Annotated in this window: 17 protein-coding genes and 1 other annotated feature; all 17 genes read right to left on the reverse strand. The window is 40.9% G+C overall.

All coding sequences use genetic code 11. From position 1 onward, the window contains the following. Positions 1–674: 674 nt before the first annotated feature. Positions 675–2,606, reverse strand: a complete 1,932-nt coding sequence (thrS, locus tag KHB02_RS27275) for a threonine--tRNA ligase (RefSeq protein WP_213145279.1) — start codon at positions 2,604–2,606, stop codon at positions 675–677. 47 nt (positions 2,607–2,653) lie between these two features. After that, positions 2,654–2,914, reverse strand: a binding site (T-box leader). Between the two features lie 87 nt (positions 2,915–3,001). Further along, positions 3,002–3,880, reverse strand: a complete 879-nt coding sequence (ytxC, locus tag KHB02_RS27280) for a sporulation protein YtxC (protein WP_213144640.1) — start codon at positions 3,878–3,880, stop codon at positions 3,002–3,004. A 116-nt stretch (positions 3,881–3,996) separates the two neighbouring features. Then, entirely contained in the window at positions 3,997–4,926 is a 930-nt protein-coding gene (gene dnaI, locus KHB02_RS27285) for a primosomal protein DnaI (protein ID WP_213144639.1), read from the reverse strand. A gap of 16 nt (positions 4,927–4,942) precedes the next feature. Next, entirely contained in the window at positions 4,943–6,331 is a 1,389-nt protein-coding gene (locus KHB02_RS27290; protein ID WP_213145278.1) for a replication initiation and membrane attachment family protein, read from the reverse strand. A gap of 48 nt (positions 6,332–6,379) precedes the next feature. Continuing rightward, on the reverse strand, positions 6,380–6,841 hold the full coding sequence (nrdR, locus tag KHB02_RS27295) for a transcriptional regulator NrdR (RefSeq protein WP_213144638.1): 462 nt from the start codon (positions 6,839–6,841) through the stop codon (positions 6,380–6,382). A 102-nt stretch (positions 6,842–6,943) separates the two neighbouring features. Next, positions 6,944–7,342, reverse strand: coding sequence for a hypothetical protein (locus KHB02_RS27300; RefSeq protein WP_213144637.1), 399 nt, complete (start codon positions 7,340–7,342; stop codon positions 6,944–6,946). A 101-nt stretch (positions 7,343–7,443) separates the two neighbouring features. Continuing rightward, entirely contained in the window at positions 7,444–8,475 is a 1,032-nt protein-coding gene (locus KHB02_RS27305; protein ID WP_213144636.1) for a glyceraldehyde-3-phosphate dehydrogenase, read from the reverse strand. Between the two features lie 167 nt (positions 8,476–8,642). Then, complete coding sequence (gene coaE / locus KHB02_RS27310; RefSeq protein ID WP_213144635.1) at positions 8,643–9,254, reverse strand: dephospho-CoA kinase; 612 nt, start codon at positions 9,252–9,254, stop codon at positions 8,643–8,645. 26 nt (positions 9,255–9,280) lie between these two features. After that, positions 9,281–9,916 (reverse strand): sporulation membrane protein YtaF, encoded by a 636-nt coding sequence (gene ytaF / locus KHB02_RS27315; RefSeq protein WP_213144634.1) that lies wholly within the window; start codon positions 9,914–9,916, stop codon positions 9,281–9,283. Positions 9,917–9,992: 76 nt separating this feature from the next. Continuing rightward, positions 9,993–10,850, reverse strand: a complete 858-nt coding sequence (gene mutM, locus KHB02_RS27320) for a DNA-formamidopyrimidine glycosylase (RefSeq protein ID WP_213144633.1) — start codon at positions 10,848–10,850, stop codon at positions 9,993–9,995. A gap of 27 nt (positions 10,851–10,877) precedes the next feature. Beyond that, positions 10,878–13,514, reverse strand: a complete 2,637-nt coding sequence (gene polA, locus KHB02_RS27325; protein WP_213144632.1) for a DNA polymerase I — start codon at positions 13,512–13,514, stop codon at positions 10,878–10,880. Between the two features lie 4 nt (positions 13,515–13,518). Beyond that, a complete protein-coding gene (gene pnpS / locus KHB02_RS27330; RefSeq protein WP_213144631.1) occupies positions 13,519–14,943 on the reverse strand; it encodes a two-component system histidine kinase PnpS in 1,425 nt (474 codons plus the stop codon). Further along, positions 14,940–15,656, reverse strand: a complete 717-nt coding sequence (locus KHB02_RS27335) for a response regulator transcription factor (RefSeq protein ID WP_213144630.1) — start codon at positions 15,654–15,656, stop codon at positions 14,940–14,942. The genes pnpS and KHB02_RS27335 overlap by 4 nt, the downstream gene beginning before the upstream one ends. A gap of 144 nt (positions 15,657–15,800) precedes the next feature. Then, entirely contained in the window at positions 15,801–16,277 is a 477-nt protein-coding gene (locus tag KHB02_RS27340; RefSeq protein WP_213144629.1) for a MaoC/PaaZ C-terminal domain-containing protein, read from the reverse strand. Positions 16,278–16,364: 87 nt separating this feature from the next. Then, positions 16,365–17,303, reverse strand: a complete 939-nt coding sequence (gene mdh / locus KHB02_RS27345; protein ID WP_213144628.1) for a malate dehydrogenase — start codon at positions 17,301–17,303, stop codon at positions 16,365–16,367. Between the two features lie 93 nt (positions 17,304–17,396). Next, positions 17,397–18,665, reverse strand: a complete 1,269-nt coding sequence (gene icd, locus KHB02_RS27350; RefSeq protein ID WP_213144627.1) for an NADP-dependent isocitrate dehydrogenase — start codon at positions 18,663–18,665, stop codon at positions 17,397–17,399. A gap of 135 nt (positions 18,666–18,800) precedes the next feature. Further along, positions 18,801–19,719 (reverse strand): citrate/2-methylcitrate synthase (locus KHB02_RS27355; protein WP_241114132.1); only part of this gene is annotated, 919 nt, incomplete at its 5' end.

A 19,719-nucleotide genomic window follows, 5' to 3' on the forward strand; every position in this document is an offset into this window, starting at 1 on the left:
ATTGGGGTTAGTTCAAATACTTTTTTCGAGTAAGTCCGGAACGATTTTGTCCGAAGGTTACCCGGGTTCGGACACTTTCATCGCTTTTTCAACCGGTTTTGTCCGAAGGTTGCTCGGGTTCGGACACTTTCATCGCTTTTTCAACCGGTTTTGTCCGAAGGCTGCCCGGCTTCGGACACTTCCATCTCTTTTTCAACCGGTTTTGTCCGAAGGTTGCACGGCTTCGGACACTTTCATCTCTTTTTTAACCGGTTTTGTCCGAAGGTTGCTCGGGTTCGGACACTTCCATCTCTTTTTCAACCGGTTTTGTCCGAAGGTTACCCGGGTTCGGACACTTCCACCTCTTTTTCAACCGGTTTTGTCCGAAGGTTGCTCGGGTTCGGACACTTCCATCTCTTTTTCAATCGGTTTTGTCCGAAGGTTGCCCGGGTTCGGACACTTTCACCTCTTTTTCAATCGGTTTTGTCCGAAGGTTACCCGGGTTCGGACACTTCCATCTCTTTTTCAATCGGTTTTGTCCGAAGGTTGCCCGGGTTCGGACACTTCCATCTCTTTTTTAATCGGTTTTGTCCGAAGGTTGCCCGGGTTCGGACACTTCCGCCTCTATTTCAAGCAGTTTTGTCCTTAAAAAACCAAAAAGGGAGATTTCTCTCCCTTTTTTTAAAAATTACTGCTTATTTCTGCACTTCCGCCTTCAACCCAGCAAGAAACTCCTCAAACGCCTTAGTCTCAGACTTCTGCTCGCCATATTTACGTACGTTAACAGCGTTTTCCTCGACTTCCTTATCGCCGACAACCAGCATATAAGGGATTTTCTGCATTTGCGCTTCGCGGATCTTATAGCCGATTTTTTCATCACGGCCGTCCAATTCAACGCGGAAGCCTGCAGCCTTCAATTGCTCCTGTACCTTTCGGGCATAATCAAAATGCGCTTCTGGTGATACAGGAATCACTTGAACCTGTACAGGCGCCAGCCAAGTTGGGAATGCGCCCTTGTATTCTTCAATCAAGTAAGCAACAAATCGTTCCATAGTGGAAACTACGCCACGGTGGATAACAACCGGACGGTGCTGCTTGCCATCTTCACCAACATAAGTTAAATCAAAACGTTCAGGCAGCAAGAAATCCAATTGCACAGTCGACAAAGTTTCGTCCTTGCCTAAAGCAGTTCTGACTTGAACATCCAATTTAGGACCGTAGAATGCGGCTTCTCCCTCTGCTTCGAAATAATCAAGGCCAAGGTCATCCATCGCTTCTTTTAACATGCTTTGTGCTTTTTCCCACATCGCATCGTCATCGAAGTACTTTTCCTTATCTTGAGGATCACGATACGATAATCGGAATGAATATTCCTTAATATCGAAATCTTTATAAACCTCTAGAATCAGCCGAACAACGCGCTGGAATTCTTCCTTAATTTGATCCGGACGAACAAAGATATGCGCATCGTTCAAAGTCATCCCGCGGACACGCTGCAATCCGGATAAAGCACCAGACATTTCATAACGGTGCATTGTTCCTAACTCAGCAATCCGAATTGGAAGCTCACGGTAGCTGTGCATCGCATTTTTGTACACCATCATATGGTGTGGGCAGTTCATCGGACGGAGCACTAATTGCTCATTGTCCATTTCCATTACCGGGAACATATCTTCATGGTAATGATCCCAGTGGCCGGAAGTTTTATATAGCTCCACGTTTGCCATAATCGGTGTATAAACATGGTCATAGCCTAGGCTGACCTCTTTGTCCACGATATAGCGCTCAACGATACGACGGATTGTTGCACCCTTTGGCAGCCAAAGCGGCAACCCTTGCCCTACCTTTTGAGAATTAGTAAATAAATTAAGCTCCTTACCAAGCTTGCGGTGGTCACGCTCTTTTGCTTCTTCAAGCAAACGAAGATGTTCAGCCAACTCTTCCTTTTTGAAAAAGGCAGTGCCGTATACGCGCTGAAGCATTTTGTTATTGCTGTCGCCGCGCCAGTAGGCACCCGCAATGCTTAACAGCTTAAATTCTTTAATTTTTCCAGTTGATGGAACATGGATACCGCGGCATAGGTCAAAGAAATCACCCTGCTCATAGATCGTTACTTGTTCCTCATCAGGAATAGCTTCAATCAACTCAAGCTTATACTCGTCGTCGATTCCTTTAAAAAGCTGAACTGCTTCAGAACGGCTGACTTCCTTGCGAACAACTTCAATGTTCTCGCTAACGATTTTCGCCATTTCCTTTTCGATTTTAAGAAGATCTTCAGGTGTCAAAGATTCCTCTAAATCCATATCGTAATAAAATCCGCCTTCAATAACCGGGCCGACACCAAGCTTCGCTCCCGGGTACAAACGCTTAACAGCCTGTGCCATTAAGTGGGCAGTACTGTGGCGCAATACCTCAAGGGCATCCTTAGATTCTGGTGTCACGATTTCTATTGAACCGTCTTCTTGAATTGGACGGCGAAGATCATACATTTGACCGTTTAGTTTGCCGGCAATAGCCTTTTTCTTCAGACCAGGGCTGATGGATGCCGCAATATCTTCTGTTGTCGTTCCTTTTGGGAACTCCTTTACTGCCCCATCAGGAAATGCAATTTTTACAACATCTGACATCATCAATTCCTCCTTATAAAATAAAAAATAAAAAACCCGTCCCTAGGAATAGGGACGAGTTTTGATTAACACGTGGTTCCACCCAATTTTTCATTTTCAGAAGCTGCCAAAAAGGCATACTGAAAATGACTTTAGGTCAGGGTAACGGCTGATTGCCGTCAACAATTACTAGCTTCATAAAAAAATGAAGTGTTCACTGATGAAGTTTAAAGGTGGTAAGTATTTCTCTCGTGTTAGGAGGCTTCCAGCCGCGTCCTCCCTCTCTAAAAACCGTAAAAAAATACTGTTGTCCTTATCATTACATTTACTGTGATATAAGCTATGTACGTTATTATAATGATTTAGTTTTAAAAAATCAACTTCATAAAACAAATTATTTCAACAATTTGTATTTTTTATCCATGGTTTTCGGAGGATGCTGCTTTTCCTACCCAATTTTTCACTTCCCGGAGCGCCTCGAATTGCCTGACCTTCACTCTTTCCTCAAAAATATTCTTAATCGTTCTGACAAGCGGGGCCTCCGGATCATTTGTATAAAGAAAAATAGATGTTGGCGCTAGTGATAATAGCGGGGCAATCGAGGCCGAATCGACGTAAACTGGATGATTCACCAACAGCTTTCGGTCAATCAGACGAATCAATTCGCTTCGTTTCATTTCTTCAAAATGTTCATTGTAAAAGGTGATTTCATCATCAAATAATAGATGCAGCACTTCAATTTTCGGTTCCCGATTTGCCAAAAAATCTCTCAGCATATTCACAAACATTTGGTATTCCTGCTCCATTTTATATTCATCAATTGAAACCTCCACATAGCTTTCAAGGAGCTGGAGATACGAGCGCAACCTAAATTTCGCAAACGAATCAAACGAGAACGAAATATTTTCCTGAAAAACATGATGAATGGCTTCCTTAATATTAGGCTCCTCATTATTTTCCTGTAAAAAAGAAGACAGTTCAAAGCGATGCCCTTCTAAAATGGAATAAAGAATCTCCAAAATTTGCTGCCGTTCCTCCAGGTCTTCGTAAAAAAATTGTTGCTCCAAAATATCCATAAACCAGTCATCGCGTTTAATACATGTAATAAACTCATAAAAAGCGTCTTTAACCTTGGCAAATAAATGGTCAGAACAAGAGCCATCCATTATTTTCACTATATGTCGATCTTCAAAAAGAAGAATATTTTCATAATCAAGAAGATTATTTAATACTTTTTGCAAATGATTATAAAAACGGATTGCATCCATCTTATTTTGGAAGATGATTTCTGCCAACCAAATCCCCCCTAAAAACCGAATCTCTGTTTTAATATATATGGGGGACTTGGCCAAAATAGAAGTTTTAAAAGTGCAAAAAAGGACTCCGGCGAATACCGGAATCCCTTGTAACATTAATTTCTGCGGTTGGAACCGCCCACCATTACGGGTTCGCTCAAAGAACGAATTCGCTCCATTATGCGGCGGGCCTTCATTTTTTCCTCTTCGCCGCGTTGGCTGTAGGTTAAATGGTGCTCGAGCCCCTGAAAATCAAAATTAGAAGTAAAGAAGGTCGGCAGGCTCTCAAGCATGCGAAATTGCAGGATTGGTCCAAGAACTTCATCGCGCGTCCAGCTGGACATCGCTTCAGCACCAATATCATCAAGCATTAAAATCGGCTCTTTTTTTAACGCATCGATTTTTTCGTTTAAAGTCGAATCGGCGATGGAGCTTTTCATCTCCCGCAGCAACTCCGGAACATAGACAACCATCGAAGAAATCTGCTTTTTGGCAAGTTTATTGGCAATGGCTCCTAATAAATAGGACTTTCCAACACCAAACTTCCCGTAAAAATAAAGTCCCTTCACCGGCTTGCCCTGCTCATATTTCAGTAAAAAAGCGGCAGCTTTCTGAACGGCATCGATCCGTTCCTCATCATGTTCAAGCTCCTCGAACGAGGCATTCAGGATATCCTTTGGCACATGTAAACTTTTAATGAGTTTCTCATTTTTCCGCTTCTCATCTTCCATAATTTTTCGCGGACAGCGGTCGTACCGCAAATCGATGGAACTCCTCGTTAAAATTAATTCAGGATGATACCCCTTCATCATGTTGGTACATGCCTCAAGACTTTCACACTTGTGACAGTACCTGCTTTGCTGCGTATATTCATAAAGCTTCATCAGGCTCTTCTCAATAATCTCCTCCGTGAGGTCCTGCTGATGCTTCCTTAAAAAATCCCTGACATCAGGATTGGCCAATGTGTCCTCACGCATTTGCGCAAATCGTTTTTGAAAATTCTCATGTGAGGCTAACCGTTTTAGAGTTTTGTTGATCTTTTCCATAATTCACCTCCAGCATCTAGTCATCAAATGCCTTAAGCATTTCTTCTATTTCACGTTTTTTTGCTTCTAAATCTTTGGTCGTTTCCTTGTGCGGCTCAGCCTTTTTGGATGGATCTTCGTCAAACCATTCTGGAAGAAACTCCGTCCGGATTGGCTTTTGCTTTGATGTTTTTCCGGTAGCCTGTTTATTTTTGGCCGTTTTTTGGGATTCCTTCTTGGCTTGCTCCATCGCTTCTTTGACCGTCTTTATTTGCAGCCTTGCCCAGTTGCTGGCAATTGTCCCGGTGTACCCCTTTGTCAGCTTCATATCGGTCTTTAGCATCACAAAATGCATCAGCACATTTAAAACACCTGGAAGTAGCTTTTGATTGAACATGATCTCTTCAATCAGCTCAATTTCCGATTTTGATGGTTCTGCCCCTCCCGACAGGTCTTTTAAAAACTGCAAAGGGGAGGTTGTTTCCAAATAATGAATGAGCTTCTCTTCCTTTGTTTTTGGCTCTTCCGTTTGAACCCGATGGGCAGCCGGCTGGGTATGTTCGATGAGTGTCGGCAGCTGGTCATAGTTCACAAATTGATACCAATCACGCGCAGCTTTTCGCAACTCTTCCAAATCAATTTCATTTGCCTCATTAACAGCACTGAGAATAATATTTTTCATTTGAATAGCATCGATATTATAAAGAAATGCGAGTTTACTAATAACTTCTTTTACCTTATGGTTTAAAGCTTTGTTCGGGACAAGCGATTCATTTAAACCGGCGATAAGCAGATCAAAATCAAAAGTACCGATATCAATTTGCACACCACTTGAATCGTGACGCCCTATAAAGTGCTGGTCTGTATCGGCAGCAAGATCCTCAGAGTTATCCTGCATATATTGGATAGTACCGGGTGTTGCTGACATAAACACTTCCTGAAATGCCTTAGTGGTTTCCTGATATCCTGTACCTTTTGGGATTTGCTGTTCCGAGAAAAAGCGTTTTAAACGGGAAAAATGATTTTTTCCAATTTTACGATAAAGATAAATGTTAAGCATACCATCCAAAAAAAACTGGTCCGGGCTTAACGGGGGGTGGAGTTCATAAATAAAGGAACGCACCTCATCCTCCGTTTTAACATAAGTCTTCACCAAGCCGATTCCTTCAAGTTTTAGGCGTGCTTCATAGATTTCATTTAGATTCCGACCTAGTAGATTCATTAATAAATGGTGTGTGGAGGATTCCGACCATAATCGATTTTCTTCCAGTTCGGCCCAGAGTGTCATATACAAGCTAAAGCAAGTTGACCCAATTAATGGCTGGTATAAAAATGTCAGCACTTTTCGGTCATACTCATGCAGCAGTCCATTAGCGGTAACAATATAACGATCGATTGGAAGTATTTCCTGCCAATGCTGCGCCATTTTCATTCAAACCTTTCCTATTAGCTAAAAAAGAGCCGAAACAGCTCTTTATAATTTCTCTTTGTTCATTAATTCTTTTAATTCTTCGATAAAAACATTGATATCTTTAAATTGGCGGTAAACTGATGCAAAGCGGACATATGCAACCTCATCTACTTTTGAGAGCCTGTCCATCACCATTTCGCCAATCTCATCACTTTTAATTTCGGAAACACCCTGACTTCGAAGAGCTTTCTCTACACCATGTGTAATGTCCTCTAATTCCTTTAAAGCAACAGGGCGCTTTTCACATGCCTTAATAAGCCCGCGCAGGATTTTATCGCGGCTGAATTCTTCCCTCGTTCCTTCTTTTTTGACGACAATTAAAGGAATCTCTTCGATTTTCTCAAATGTAGTAAAACGGTACCCGCATTCTTCGCATTCTCGTCTTCTTCGTGTTGCACGTCCCTCATCCACGGGCCGGGAATCAAGTACGCGTGTGCCATAATTCTGACATGAAGGGCATTTCATCTCCTAAACCAACTCCAAATCTAATAGGTAAATCCGAACATTTTCCGCAGCAATTCTTACTATTATCTTATAAAAAAGAACACCTTTTCACAAGTAAAAGTATTAATAGTTTTTTCCTGTTCCAATATTGGTATGTATTTGGCTAATTCGCTTATAGTAGGCGACAATACGTTTTTTTAATTCCGGATAGGTCCCAAGCATTGCGAATTTTTCGGATGAAATAGTGAAATCCACAGCTGTTTCCATCGGTTTAACAGAGACAATTGTTGCAATAAGAAAACATGGAAAGGGCTTCTGGATATCAACAGCAATCTCGCCGTGCTCCTTAGAAACCGTTGTAACATGGCAATCAGCATCTTCTTTAAAAATTTGTTCTACTGAATCGAAAACCTGATTGAATGTCCCTTTATAATAATGCGTTTTTAAAGAATCATCAGTTTGTTTATCTGTTGTTTCAATTTGTCTTTTAAAACGGGTAAAGAGCCCCAATAAAATCGCCATTAGCGTTCCTCCTTGTAAACCTTTGTTTCTAGTGTATATCAATATCCGGAAAATATAAAAAGAGGTGCCTGTAAAGCAACCTCTTTTTAATCTTATCTTATTTAGCTAACCTTTACCTGCGACATTTTAGCCATTTCTTCGGCGACAAGTAAACTTAAATCGACTACACGTGTAGAATAGCCCCACTCATTATCATACCAAGCCAATACTTTTACTTTTCTTGTCCCCATTACCATCGTGGAAAGTCCATCGATAATGGCGGAATGTTCATTCGTATTAAAATCGACTGAAACTAATGGTTCCATCGTAAAGTCTAAAATTCCTTTTAACGGACCTCCGGCAGCTTCTCTAAACGCCTTGTTAACATCATCCACCGTTACATCTTGCTTAAGGTCTACAACTAAATCAACAAGGGAAACATTTGGCGTTGGAACGCGCAGTGACATACCATGTAGTTTGCCCTTCAATTGCGGCAGAACAAGGGATAGTGCTTTCGCTGCTCCTGTCGTAGTCGGAATGATAGATTGTCCGCACGCACGAGCCCGTCGTAAATCCTTGTGTGGATTATCGATATTTTTTTGATCATTTGTGTAAGCATGAACAGTGGTCATTAATCCGCATTCAATTCCAAATTTATCATCTAAAACCTTTGCAACTGGTGCAAGGCAGTTTGTTGTACAAGATGCATTAGAAATCACTTCATGGTGTTCAATATCGAGCATTTCTTCATTTACACCCATAACAATCGTAACGTCTTCATTCTTACCCGGTGCAGTAAGGATTACCTTCTTTGCTCCCGCTTCTAAATGCAGCGCAGCCTTTTCCCTAGAGTTAAACTTACCAGTTGCTTCAATGACAATATCAATTCCCAATTCTCTCCATGGAAGTTCTTCTGGATTACGATTACTTAAAAGCTTGACTCTTTTTCCATTTACAAGCAGTTCATTATCTAAAGGGATAACTTCTCCCTGGAATGTTCCGTGATTGGTATCATATTTAATTAAATGTGCTAACGTTTCAGCAGGATAGCTTGCGTTGATTGCGACAACATCCAGCTTTTTCTCAAGGATTGCTTGTCTAAAAACCATCCTTCCAATTCTTCCAAACCCGTTAATGGCAATTCTTGCTCTCATTTTACGGCCCCTTCCGCATTAATGTTATACTTTTATCTCCATCTGATGGTATTAGTATAACACATTTAGTTTTATTTGTGATGAATAAAAAGCGTATTTTTTAAAAGTTTTATAATTCAGATAACTCCACATAAAAAAAGAAGGGGTGAATGCCCCCCTTCCATAGGTTATTGATATGTTTTTTGAATTCCCCATCCGGCTAATATTTCAATGAGCTGCTTTTTTGTTTCTTCTATTGATCCATTATTATCAATCACGGCATTGGCCAGTTTTACTTTTTCAGCAAGCGGCATTTGCGAGTTGACCCTGGCCTGTGCATCCGCTTCTGATAGTTGGTTTCTCTGCATCAGCCGTTTCAACTGCGTTTCTCTGTCTACATAAACAAGGATAGTTTTTTCAACCATGAAGGTCAGCTTGCTTTCAAATAACAAAGGAATATCAAGAATAATTACTTCTTCTTGATTCTCCGAAGCCTTTTGAATCTTCTCCATCATTCTTTTTCTAACTTCGGGATGAACAATTTGATTCAAAAGCTGCCTTTTTTCTTCTTGGTAAAAAATAATCGCGCCGAGTTTTTGTCTGTCTATTTCCCCATTTTCTAATAAGATGTCCTGACCAAATTCAGCAATGATTTTCTGGTAGGCAGGTTCTCCTTTGTCTACCGCCAGACGTGCTTCGACATCTGCATCAACGACTGTTATATTCATTTCTTTTAACATATTAGATACTGTGCTTTTTCCACTGGCGATTCCGCCTGTTAAACCAATAACAAGTGACATACCCCTGCCCTTTCCCTTCCCTATTGTTATATCTTCCATATTCCAATGATGATTAATAAGATTCCTGGTATAAACGTAAACTTTTGAACCCAGTCAAAACGGTAAAAAAAGGACCCGAATTTAATTCCCAATAACACAAATAATGAACTCATAATCGCAACGGTCAAGGCTAAATAAATGGGAGGGAATCCAAGCATCGCTGCTCCAATTCCTGCACCAAAGGCATCCAGTGAAAGAGCGAAGCCTAACATTAATGCCTCTATCCCGGTAATCGTCCCGGATTTGTCAAAATCCGCCGACATCGGTTTTCTTAATATATTGATTGCCAGCCCCAATGACCGAATTTCAAAGTTTACAATTGTTTTTTCATGTTCAATCGGTTCTTTTTCTTTCTCAGGGCGGAAAAACTGGTATAACACCCATGCTCCAAGCCCGATTAAAATAAATCCTCCAAGTCTTGCTGTAATACTCGGTGATAATACTTTTTCAAGTCCATGTCCAATTGATACCGCAATCATCAATGAGATGGCTGAGCAGCATGCAATGATGAGAATGGACTTAAACGGCATAACCATTTTTCTTAATCCATACGTAAACCCTACGCTAAAGCTGTCAAGACTGAGAGCAAGAGCGAGTATGAGAAGTGAGAACAACTGAACCATGATGTGTCTAGGACTCCTTCCTGCAAAATACTACGATAGTATATGGCAGGAGCCTATCCAGTGTTAAAACTGGAATCTAGACAGATTCATTCTTTGCTCTTTTAACTTTAAGCCTTTGACATTTTGGGCAATAATGGGTGCCCCTTCCCCCTACGGTCGTTTTTTCAAGGGGCGTTCCGCATTTCTTACAAGGTTCCCCTTTGCGGCCATAGGCATATAACTCTAGTTGAAACATGCCTATTTCCCCTTGAGAATTCACATAGGAGCGAATCGTGCTGCCGCCTTTTTCGACTGCTTCACTTAAAGTTTCAACAATTTCCTTATGCAGCAACTCAATTTCTTTTTTCTTCAGTGATCCCGCCAGCCTTTCGGGGTGGATACCTGAACGAAATAACGCTTCATCAACATATATATTTCCAAGACCGACAAATAGGTTTTGGTCCAATAAAGCTGTTTTAATTTTTCGATTCGTTTTTTTAAGCATTTTCCCTAAGTACTCTTTGGTAAAGTCTTCTGAAAAAGGTTCAGGACCAAGCTGGATAAGGGGAGGCTTAGTAAATTCCTCACCCTTTTTGTATAGATGCATGGTTCCAAATTTTCGGACATCCCGGTAGCGCAGTTCAGTCCCATCTGTAAAGTGAAAAATCACATGGGTGTGCTTATCGAAAGGCTCTTCCTTGGGGTATAATCCGTATCTGCCCTCCATACGCAAATGGGAAACTAAGGAGAAATTCTCTGTATAAAGAATTAGAAATTTCCCTCTTCTTCCGATTGCAGCAAAAGTCTCACCTTTTAAAGCATCGATGAATTGTTCCGCTTCAGCAGGATTTTTAATGATTTTCGGCCAATACACGGTTACATCTTCGATGGTTTTATGAAGAACAAGCTTTTCCAGTGTTCTCCTGACTGTTTCTACTTCTGGAAGCTCTGGCATATAATGCAGCCCCTTTTGCTGGTGTATTTACTTTGCATCAAACCATGTTGGTCCGTAAGCATAATCTACTTTTAACGGGACGGATAGCTCAATCGCATTTTCCATCACTAACGGCACTAATTGTTTAAGAATTTCCAATTCCTCCTCAGGAGCTTCAAAAATCAGTTCGTCATGTACCTGCAAGAGTAATCGTGATTTCAACCCTTTATCTTTTAATGCCTCATCCATATCAATCATCGCTTTTTTTATGATATCAGCGGCACTTCCCTGAATGGGCGTATTCATTGCCGTTCTTTCGGCAAAGCTTCTCAAGTTAAAATTTCGGGCCGTTATTTCCGGAAGGTATCTTCTCCTATGGAGCAATGTAGAGACATATCCTTTCTGCTTCGCTGAATGGACGATTGTCTCCATATATTCCTTTACACGCGGATAACTGTTCAAATAACGCTCGATGAACTGCCCTGCTTCCTTCCTCGTAATCCCGAGGGACTGGGAGAGTCCATAATCGCTGATTCCATAAACGATCCCGAAGTTTACAGCCTTTGCCTGCCGTCTCATATTGGAGGTAACTTGGTCTGCATCAACATGGAATACCTCCATGGCTGTGCGTGTATGAATATCCATATCCTCTTTAAAAGCTTGGATTAGCTTTTCATCGCCAGAAATATGTGCAAGAACCCGCAGCTCAATTTGAGAATAGTCAGCTGCAAAAATCAACCAGTCTTTTTCGGACGGAACGAAGGCCTGTCGGATTCTTCTTCCTTCCTCGAGTCGGATCGGGATATTTTGCAGGTTGGGATCAATGGAGCTTAACCTCCCTGTAGCCGTTAAGGTTTGCTGAAATCTTGTATGAACCTTCTCTGTCTCAGGTTCGATTACCTTTAGCAATCCTTCAATATAAGTGGATTGCAGCTTTCCTAATTGACGGTAAAGAAGAATATGTTCAATAATTTCATGTTCACCAGCCAGCTTTTCTAAAACATCGGCCGAGGTCGAATACCCGGTTTTCGTTTTCTTAAAAGAAGGGAGCTGCAATTTTTCAAATAGTATGACGCCTAATTGTTTCGGAGAATTAATATTAAATTTTTCACCGGCTAATTCACAGATTTTCTCCTCGATTTCAATAAGCCGTTCGTTAAGCTCACGACCCATTGACTCCAGGCGCTCCCGCTCCACCTTAATGCCGCATGATTCCATATCAGCTAAGATGAGTGATAACGGCATTTCAAGTTCCGTAAATAAACTATATTGTTCATTTTTCTTTAGGTCATCTTCTAATTTGTCTTTTAATTCGGCCATAGCCATCCCCTTGCGGACAAGGTGCTCGGCAAGCCGGTCTGTTTCAGGAATCCTTTGTTTAGCCCCTTTTCCATAAAACGATTCATCAGATTGAATATTACGAATGCCATACTTACCCGCAATTGCCGCTAAATCCTCACCCGTTTCTGATGGATTCAAAATATAAGAAGCCATTAAAATATCAAAATTCGCCCCTTTTAAATGAATTCCCTGTCTTCTTAAGGAAACTTCGGTGCGTTTTGCGTCATATACCGTTTTCTTCTTCCCTTCATCCTCAGCCCAGTTCTTAAACGATTCCGAATTTAGCGCTTGTTCCGTCGGAAGAAAGAAATGTCCATTGTCGTTAACGATTGAAAATCCGATGATTTCCGCTTGATGATAGTTATCTTCCAGCATTTCCACATAAAAATAATTGGTATTTGCAAATAATTCGCCGCTAATTTTGGATGGAATTCTGTATTCAACCTCTTCAAGCTCTTGTATCACATCTACTGCCGAATCTTCACCAAGTTTATCCAATAACGATGAAAATCCTAATTCCTTAAACAAGCCTATTAATTTTTCTCTCGTAAACCCATCATATGAGATATCCTCTAAGTCTACCTCCACGGGAGCATGTCTTTCAATCGTTGCAAGCTGCTTACTCATTGCCGCCTGCTCTTTAAACTCTGTAAGCTTTTCCTTCAGCTTGTTCCCGCTAACCTTGTCAATTGATTCTAATAATTGTTCAAGAGTGGAAAATTCCTTCAGCAGCTTGATGGCAGTTTTTTCGCCTACCCCTGGTACGCCAGGGATATTATCGGATGAGTCCCCCATCAGACCTTTCATATCAATAATTTGGTCAGGGATTAAGCCATACTTTTCCTGAACATGCTCCGGCGTGTACACCTCTATATCTGTAATCCCTTTACGGGTAATCCCCACGGTAGTATGCGGTGAAGCAAGCTGTGTTAAATCCTTGTCGCCGGAAATAACCTTTACTTCAAATCCGTCTTTTTCAGCTGTTAACGAAAGCGTCCCAATAATATCGTCCGCTTCGTAATTCTCCAATTCATATCTTGATATTCCGTAAGCATCTAATAGCTCCCTAATAAACGGAAATTGCTCTGATAATTCCGGCGGTGTCTTCTGTCTGCCGCCTTTGTATTCTTCAAAGGTTTTGTGGCGGAAGGTTGTTTTGCCGGCATCAAAAGCAACCAAAATATGGGTTGGCTTCTCTTCCTCCAAAATCTTCATCAGCATCATTGTAAAGCCGTAGACCGCATTAGTATGAATACCTTTATCATTGTTCAAAAGCGGCAATGCAAAAAAGGCCCGGTATGCAATACTATTGCCATCAATCAGCACAAGCTTTCTGTTTTCCATTCAATCACCTTCCTAAAAAATAGTTCTCGTTCTTCGGCAGTTCGATTATAAACTCACTGCCGCTTCCTAAATCACTTTTCACTTTAATATTTCCATGGTGTGCCTCAATCAAATGTTTCACGATGGCCAAACCAAGGCCTGTCCCGCCTGAATTTCGATCTCTGGCCCGGTCGACCCGGTAAAAACGTTCAAAAATCCGGGGAATTTCATCCTTCTTTATCCCTACACCGGAGTCCTTAACATGAACACGGACAACTTCGTCCTCTTCTACGAGTAATACCTTTACCACTCCTTCTGAAGGAGTGTAGGTAATGGCGTTCCCTATAAGATTAATAAAAACTTGCTTTAATCGGTCAATATCACCTTTAAGGCTGGCACCTTTTTGCTCGCTGACAAGCTCAAGCTGAATGTTTTTCGCTTGTGCTTTACCGGATAATAGAGTAATGACGTCCTCTAGCAGCTCAAATAAATCCAATTCATTAATGTTTAACAGGAAGTTATGCTGCTCAATCTTTGAAAGTTCTAGCAGGTCATGGATTAGGGATTGTAGCCGATCGCTTTCTTTTAAAATAATAGAAAGAAATGATTCCAATGTCTCTTTGTCATTCATTGCTCCATCCAAAAGAGTTTCTGAAAAACCTTTAATTGATGTGACTGGTGTTTTTAGTTCGTGCGAAACGTTGGCGACAAAGTCTTTTCGCATTTGTTCGAGCTTTTTCATTTCCGTAATGTCATGAAAAACGAGTAAAATTCCTTTCCAGACATTGTTTTTCCCAATGATTGGAACACCGTATACATCAAAATATCTTCTTTCAATTTGCAATGGGATAAGCAGCTGCTTTCTAGCTTTTTGTTCTGTCCGGAAAACCTCTGCTATGATCTGGCATAGTTCTTTTTCCTGAAGAACTTCATAATAAAGCTTATTTAAATAATCAGATGGTTCTACCTGGAATAGTTCGATATAGCCTTTATTAATTAAATTAATATACCCTCGGCTGTCAATAAGAATTAAACCTGCTCCCATGTTCTCAATCAATGCCTTCAAACGGTCCTGCTGCATTTCCTGCATTTTTTTGAGTTCCTGAAGATTTTCTGCCAGCCTATTAATGGTGACAGCAAGCATTCCTGCTTCATCATTTCTGTCAACAGTTGTCCGGGCACGGTAATTTCCCTTTGAGAGTTCGATCGCTACATTTGTCACAGACTTTATCGGCTTTATATATCTGGTGGAAATTCGGATTCCGAGATAAACAATGATGATAAGGTCCATTAAAAGACTGACGGATAGGATCCACCATATTTGCCTTTCATTAAATGAATGTACAAAATAGCTATGGAACAACTGACCGAACAGAATTCCCATTCCGATTAACTCTGAAAAAATTAATATAATTAAAGAAAACAAAAGTTTAGTTCGAAACTTTGTCATTCTTCTTTTGGCTCCTCCAATTTGTAACCAAGTCCGCGAATAGTTTTTATATAAGCCGGTTTTCTGGTATCCTTTTCAATTTTTTCTCTTAAATGAGAAATATGTACATCGACTATCCTAGTATCGCCAGCAAAGTCATAATTCCAAACAGCACTTAATAATTGATCCCGGGTTAAGACATTTCCTTTGTTTTGGGCAAGGTAGTGCAGCAATTCAAATTCTTTAAGAGTTAACTCAAGCAAATTCCCCTCAATAAATGCTTCATATTTTCCCGGAAAAATGGTTATTTTCCCAATCGTAATCAATGAATCTTCTTTTGGGCTTGGGTCTCCCGCATCCGTCTGCAAATAAGTTCTTCTGAGAATCGCCTTAACACGTGCAATCACTTCCCTTGGACTGAACGGCTTCACCATATAGTCATCCGCGCCAAGCTCCAAGCCCAAGATTTTATCAAGCTCTTCATCTTTTGCCGTTAACATCAATATAGGTGTCATTATACGCTCTTGCCGAAGCTGCTTGCACACTTCCATACCATCCATTTTGGGAAGCATTAAATCCAGCAGGATGATGTCTGGTGATTCCTGTACAGCTAGCTGCCGCCCTTCTTCGCCATCCATTGCGGTAATTACCTCATATCCCGCCTGTTCCAAATTGTATTTTAGAAGTGTCACAATAGAGTGTTCGTCGTCAACTACCAATACCTTTGTTTTCATCGTAAGGCCCTCCGATTTCGCTTCTCTCTTTCCTTCAATTAACATTATTATATTATAAATCCGAAAAGAAAACCTTTATCGGATAACTCGCACTGAAAATACAAAAAGGAATGTGTATTTTCACATTCCTTTAAACCGTTCCTTTTAAAAATTATCTAATGCTCTAGCATGGATTTCTTCCAGGCGATATGGTGGACAGACTTTAAGCACACCGGTGATAACCGTTTCGTTTTTTTCATTGAATGCCGAAACACGAATAGCAACAAAATGCCCCTCACGATTTACCTCGATTACTTCAAATAGAAATTCAACTGTTGAATAATGGTAAACAGGCTTTGTAAATTCGATTGTTTGGCTCATTACATGACTTCCCGGGCCAGGGAGATATTTTGAGATGGCTGAAGTCATCATCCCTGTCAGCATCACGCTTGGAACAATTGGCTTTTCAAAAGGGGTCTGTGAAGCATAGTCGTGCTGTATGTAGAGCGGATTAGCATCGTCGGTTATTCCCAAATATAAAAGAAGGTCTTTATCCTCCACCTTCTCTGAGAAGGAAAGTTTTTCCCCAACGGTTATTTCCTCAATTCTTCTTCCTAGCTTACGTTTTTTTCCTAAAAGCATCACGAACCTCCATTTGAAAACGATTTCATTACCTCAGGAAAATTCGGGAAGGGTTTTTTGCCCTTCCCGAATACCAAAGCACCATTATTAAACTAAAACATTCATGACATTACGTACAGATTCAACCGATTTATCTAACGCAGCTTTTTCTTCTGCAGTCAGGTCAAGCTCGATTACTTTCTCAATACCATTTGCACCTAGGATAGTCGGCACACCCAAATAAATGCCTTCATAACCAAATTCACCTTCAAGGTAAGCGATAGAAGGTAATACCCGGCGTTGGTCTTTTAAAATAGCTTCACACATTTCAACCAATGAGGCTGCAGGGGCATAGTAGGCACTTCCGTTACCAAGAAGGTTAACGATTTCACCGCCGCCTTTTCTTGTGCGTTCAACAATTGCTTCTAACCGATCTTTTGGAATCAGCGTTTCTAAAGGAATACCACCGGCATAAGAATAACGTACGAGTGGTACCATGTCATCCCCATGGCCTCCTAGTACGAAGCCCGTAATATCTTTAACAGAGATGTTTAATTCTTGTGCAACAAAGGTGCGGAAACGAGCTGTATCAAGTACACCAGATTGGCCGATTACACGGTTTTTAGGGAAACCAGATTCCTTAAATACAGTATAGGTCATCGCATCAACCGGGTTCGTTAATACAAGGATTGTACAGTTTGGAGAATATTTTGCGATTTCAGAGGTAACAGCTTTCATTACTTTTTGGTTTGTTTGCACTAAATCATCACGGCTCATGCCCGGTTTGCGTGCGATACCTGCAGTGATAACAACGATGTCTGAGTCTTTCGTATCTTCATAATTTGATGTTCCAGTAATATTGGCATCAAATCCTTGAACAGGGCTTGCTTCAAGCATATCTAACGCTTTCCCTTTAGTGGGATTTTCCATTTGCGGAATATCAACTAATACAACATCACCAAGCTCTTTTTGGGCAAGCAAAAATGCAGTAGTTGCTCCAGTAAAACCTCCGCCAATTACAGAAACCTTTTTACGTTTTAATGACATACTTTTTCTCCCCTTTTTGAATGAACTTTTTAAATAAAGGGCTGTTATAAAAACAGCCCTAAATACACTTTGTTGTTATCACATTAGCTTTTCTTATTCCATGTTCTTAATTAGTTCGTCACCAAATTCAGAAGTTTTAACTTCAGTTGCGCCTTCCATTAAACGAGCGAAGTCATAAGTAACAACTTTTGAAGCAATCGTTTTTTCCACTGATTTAATGACCATTGAAGCTGCTTCATTCCAGCCCAAGTGCTCAAGCAGTAATACACCTGATAAAATGACAGATGAAGGATTTACCTTATCAAGACCTGCGTACTTCGGTGCAGTACCGTGTGTTGCTTCGAAGATTGCGTGTCCAGTTTCATAGTTGATGTTAGCTCCTGGAGCAATCCCGATACCGCCAACTTGTGCTGCAAGTGCATCTGAAATGAAGTCGCCGTTTAAGTTCATTGTAGCCACAACATCGAACTCACGTGGACGAGTTAGGATTTGTTGTAAGAAGATATCAGCAATCGCATCTTTCACGATAATCTTGCCAGCAGCTTCAGCATCAGCCTGCGCCTTGTTAGCAGCATCTGCACCTTGCTCAGCTTTAATGCGATCATATTGAGCCCAAGTAAAGACTTTATCGCCAAATTCCTTTTCTGCAAGCTCATAACCCCAGTTTTTAAACGCGCCTTCTGTAAATTTCATGATATTGCCTTTATGCACGAGTGTAACGGATTTACGGCCTTCTTTAATTGCGTAATTAATAGCAGCACGGACAAGACGTGTTGTACCTTCTTGAGAAACAGGCTTAATACCGATACCTGAAGTTTCAGGGAATCTGATTTTATTTACGCCCATATCGTTTTGAAGGAAGTCAATTACCTTTTTAGCTGCTTCAGTTCCTTTTTCATACTCAATACCTGCATAAATATCTTCAGTGTTTTCACGGAAGATAACCATATCTGTATCTTGCGGACGCTTAACTGGTGAAGGAACACCTTCAAACCATCTTACAGGACGTAAGCACACAAACAAATCTAGCTCTTGGCGTAAAGCTACGTTTAACGAACGAATTCCTCCGCCAACAGGAGTAGTAAGTGGACCTTTGATGGCAATTAGGTACTCATTAATTACATCTAAAGTTTCTTTTGGAAGCCATTCGCCAGTTTGATTGAATGCTTTTTCTCCTGCAAGGACTTCCTTCCAAACTAATTTACGCTCGCCTTTATAGGCTTTTTCAACAGCTGCATTTAAAACTCTCTCAGATGCAGCCCAAATATCTGGACCGATGCCGTCTCCCTCGATGAATGGGATAATTGGATTGTTTGGTACGTTTAAGACTCCATTTGTTACCGTGATTTTTTCACCTTGCATGGTAGTTCTCCCTCCTAGTATGTAAAAACGTGAAAACCTGATGATATGGTAAAGACTTAAGTAAAGGTTAGCAGGTATTCACCCCTAACCTCTACCAAATCTTATTTAACCAATTTTTCGAAAAAAAGTAAAATGTTATCCTCTTTGTTCGATTGGAATATATTTCTGCATTCCAGGACCTGTGTATTCAGCACGCGGGCGGATTAGACGGTTGTTGTCGTATTGCTCTAAAATATGAGCAAGCCATCCAGATACACGGCTGACAGCGAAAATTGGCGTCATTAGGTCATGGTCAACACCTAAACTGTGATATACAGATGCGGAATAGAAATCAACGTTTGGCGGCAGGTTCTTTTCACCGGTTACGATGCTCTCAATTTTCACTGACATATCGTACCATTGTGGTTCGCCAGTTAGTTCTGTTAATTTTTTGGACATTGCTTTTAAATGCTTGGCCCGAGGATCTCCTTTGCGGTAAACCCTGTGGCCAAAGCCCATAATTTTTTCTTTATTCTCAAGCTTGCCGCGGATATAAGGCTCGACGTTTTCAAGTGAACCAATATCGGTAAGCATTTTCATAACCGCTTCATTTGCTCCTCCGTGAAGAGGTCCTTTTAACGCTCCGATTGCTGCTGTGATACCAGAATATACATCGGATAATGTCGCAACACAGACACGGGCTGTGAATGTAGAAGCGTTTAATTCGTGGTCGGCATGCAGAACCAGGGCTTTATTAATTGCCTCTACTGCAATTTGTTCTGGTTCTTTACCGGAAAGCATATATAAGAAATTCGCTGCAAAGCTCAAATCCTGTCTAGGTGCAACTGGCTCAAGTCCTTTTCTGATACGTGCAAAAGCTGCTACGATAGAAGGCATTTTAGCTTGAAGACGAATCGCTTTACGATAATTAGCTTCCTTCTCCATTACATCTGCTTCCGTATCGTAAAGTCCTAATAAAGAAACAGCTGAACGAAGTGCTGCCATTGGGTGTACTGTCTGAACCGGGAACAATTTAAAATGCTCAATTACTTCCTGTGGAAGTGCAGCACTTTCA

Origin of the sequence: Neobacillus citreus (assembly GCF_018343545.2) — a bacterium.
Classification (GTDB): domain Bacteria; phylum Bacillota; class Bacilli; order Bacillales; family Cytobacillaceae; genus Neobacillus; species Neobacillus citreus.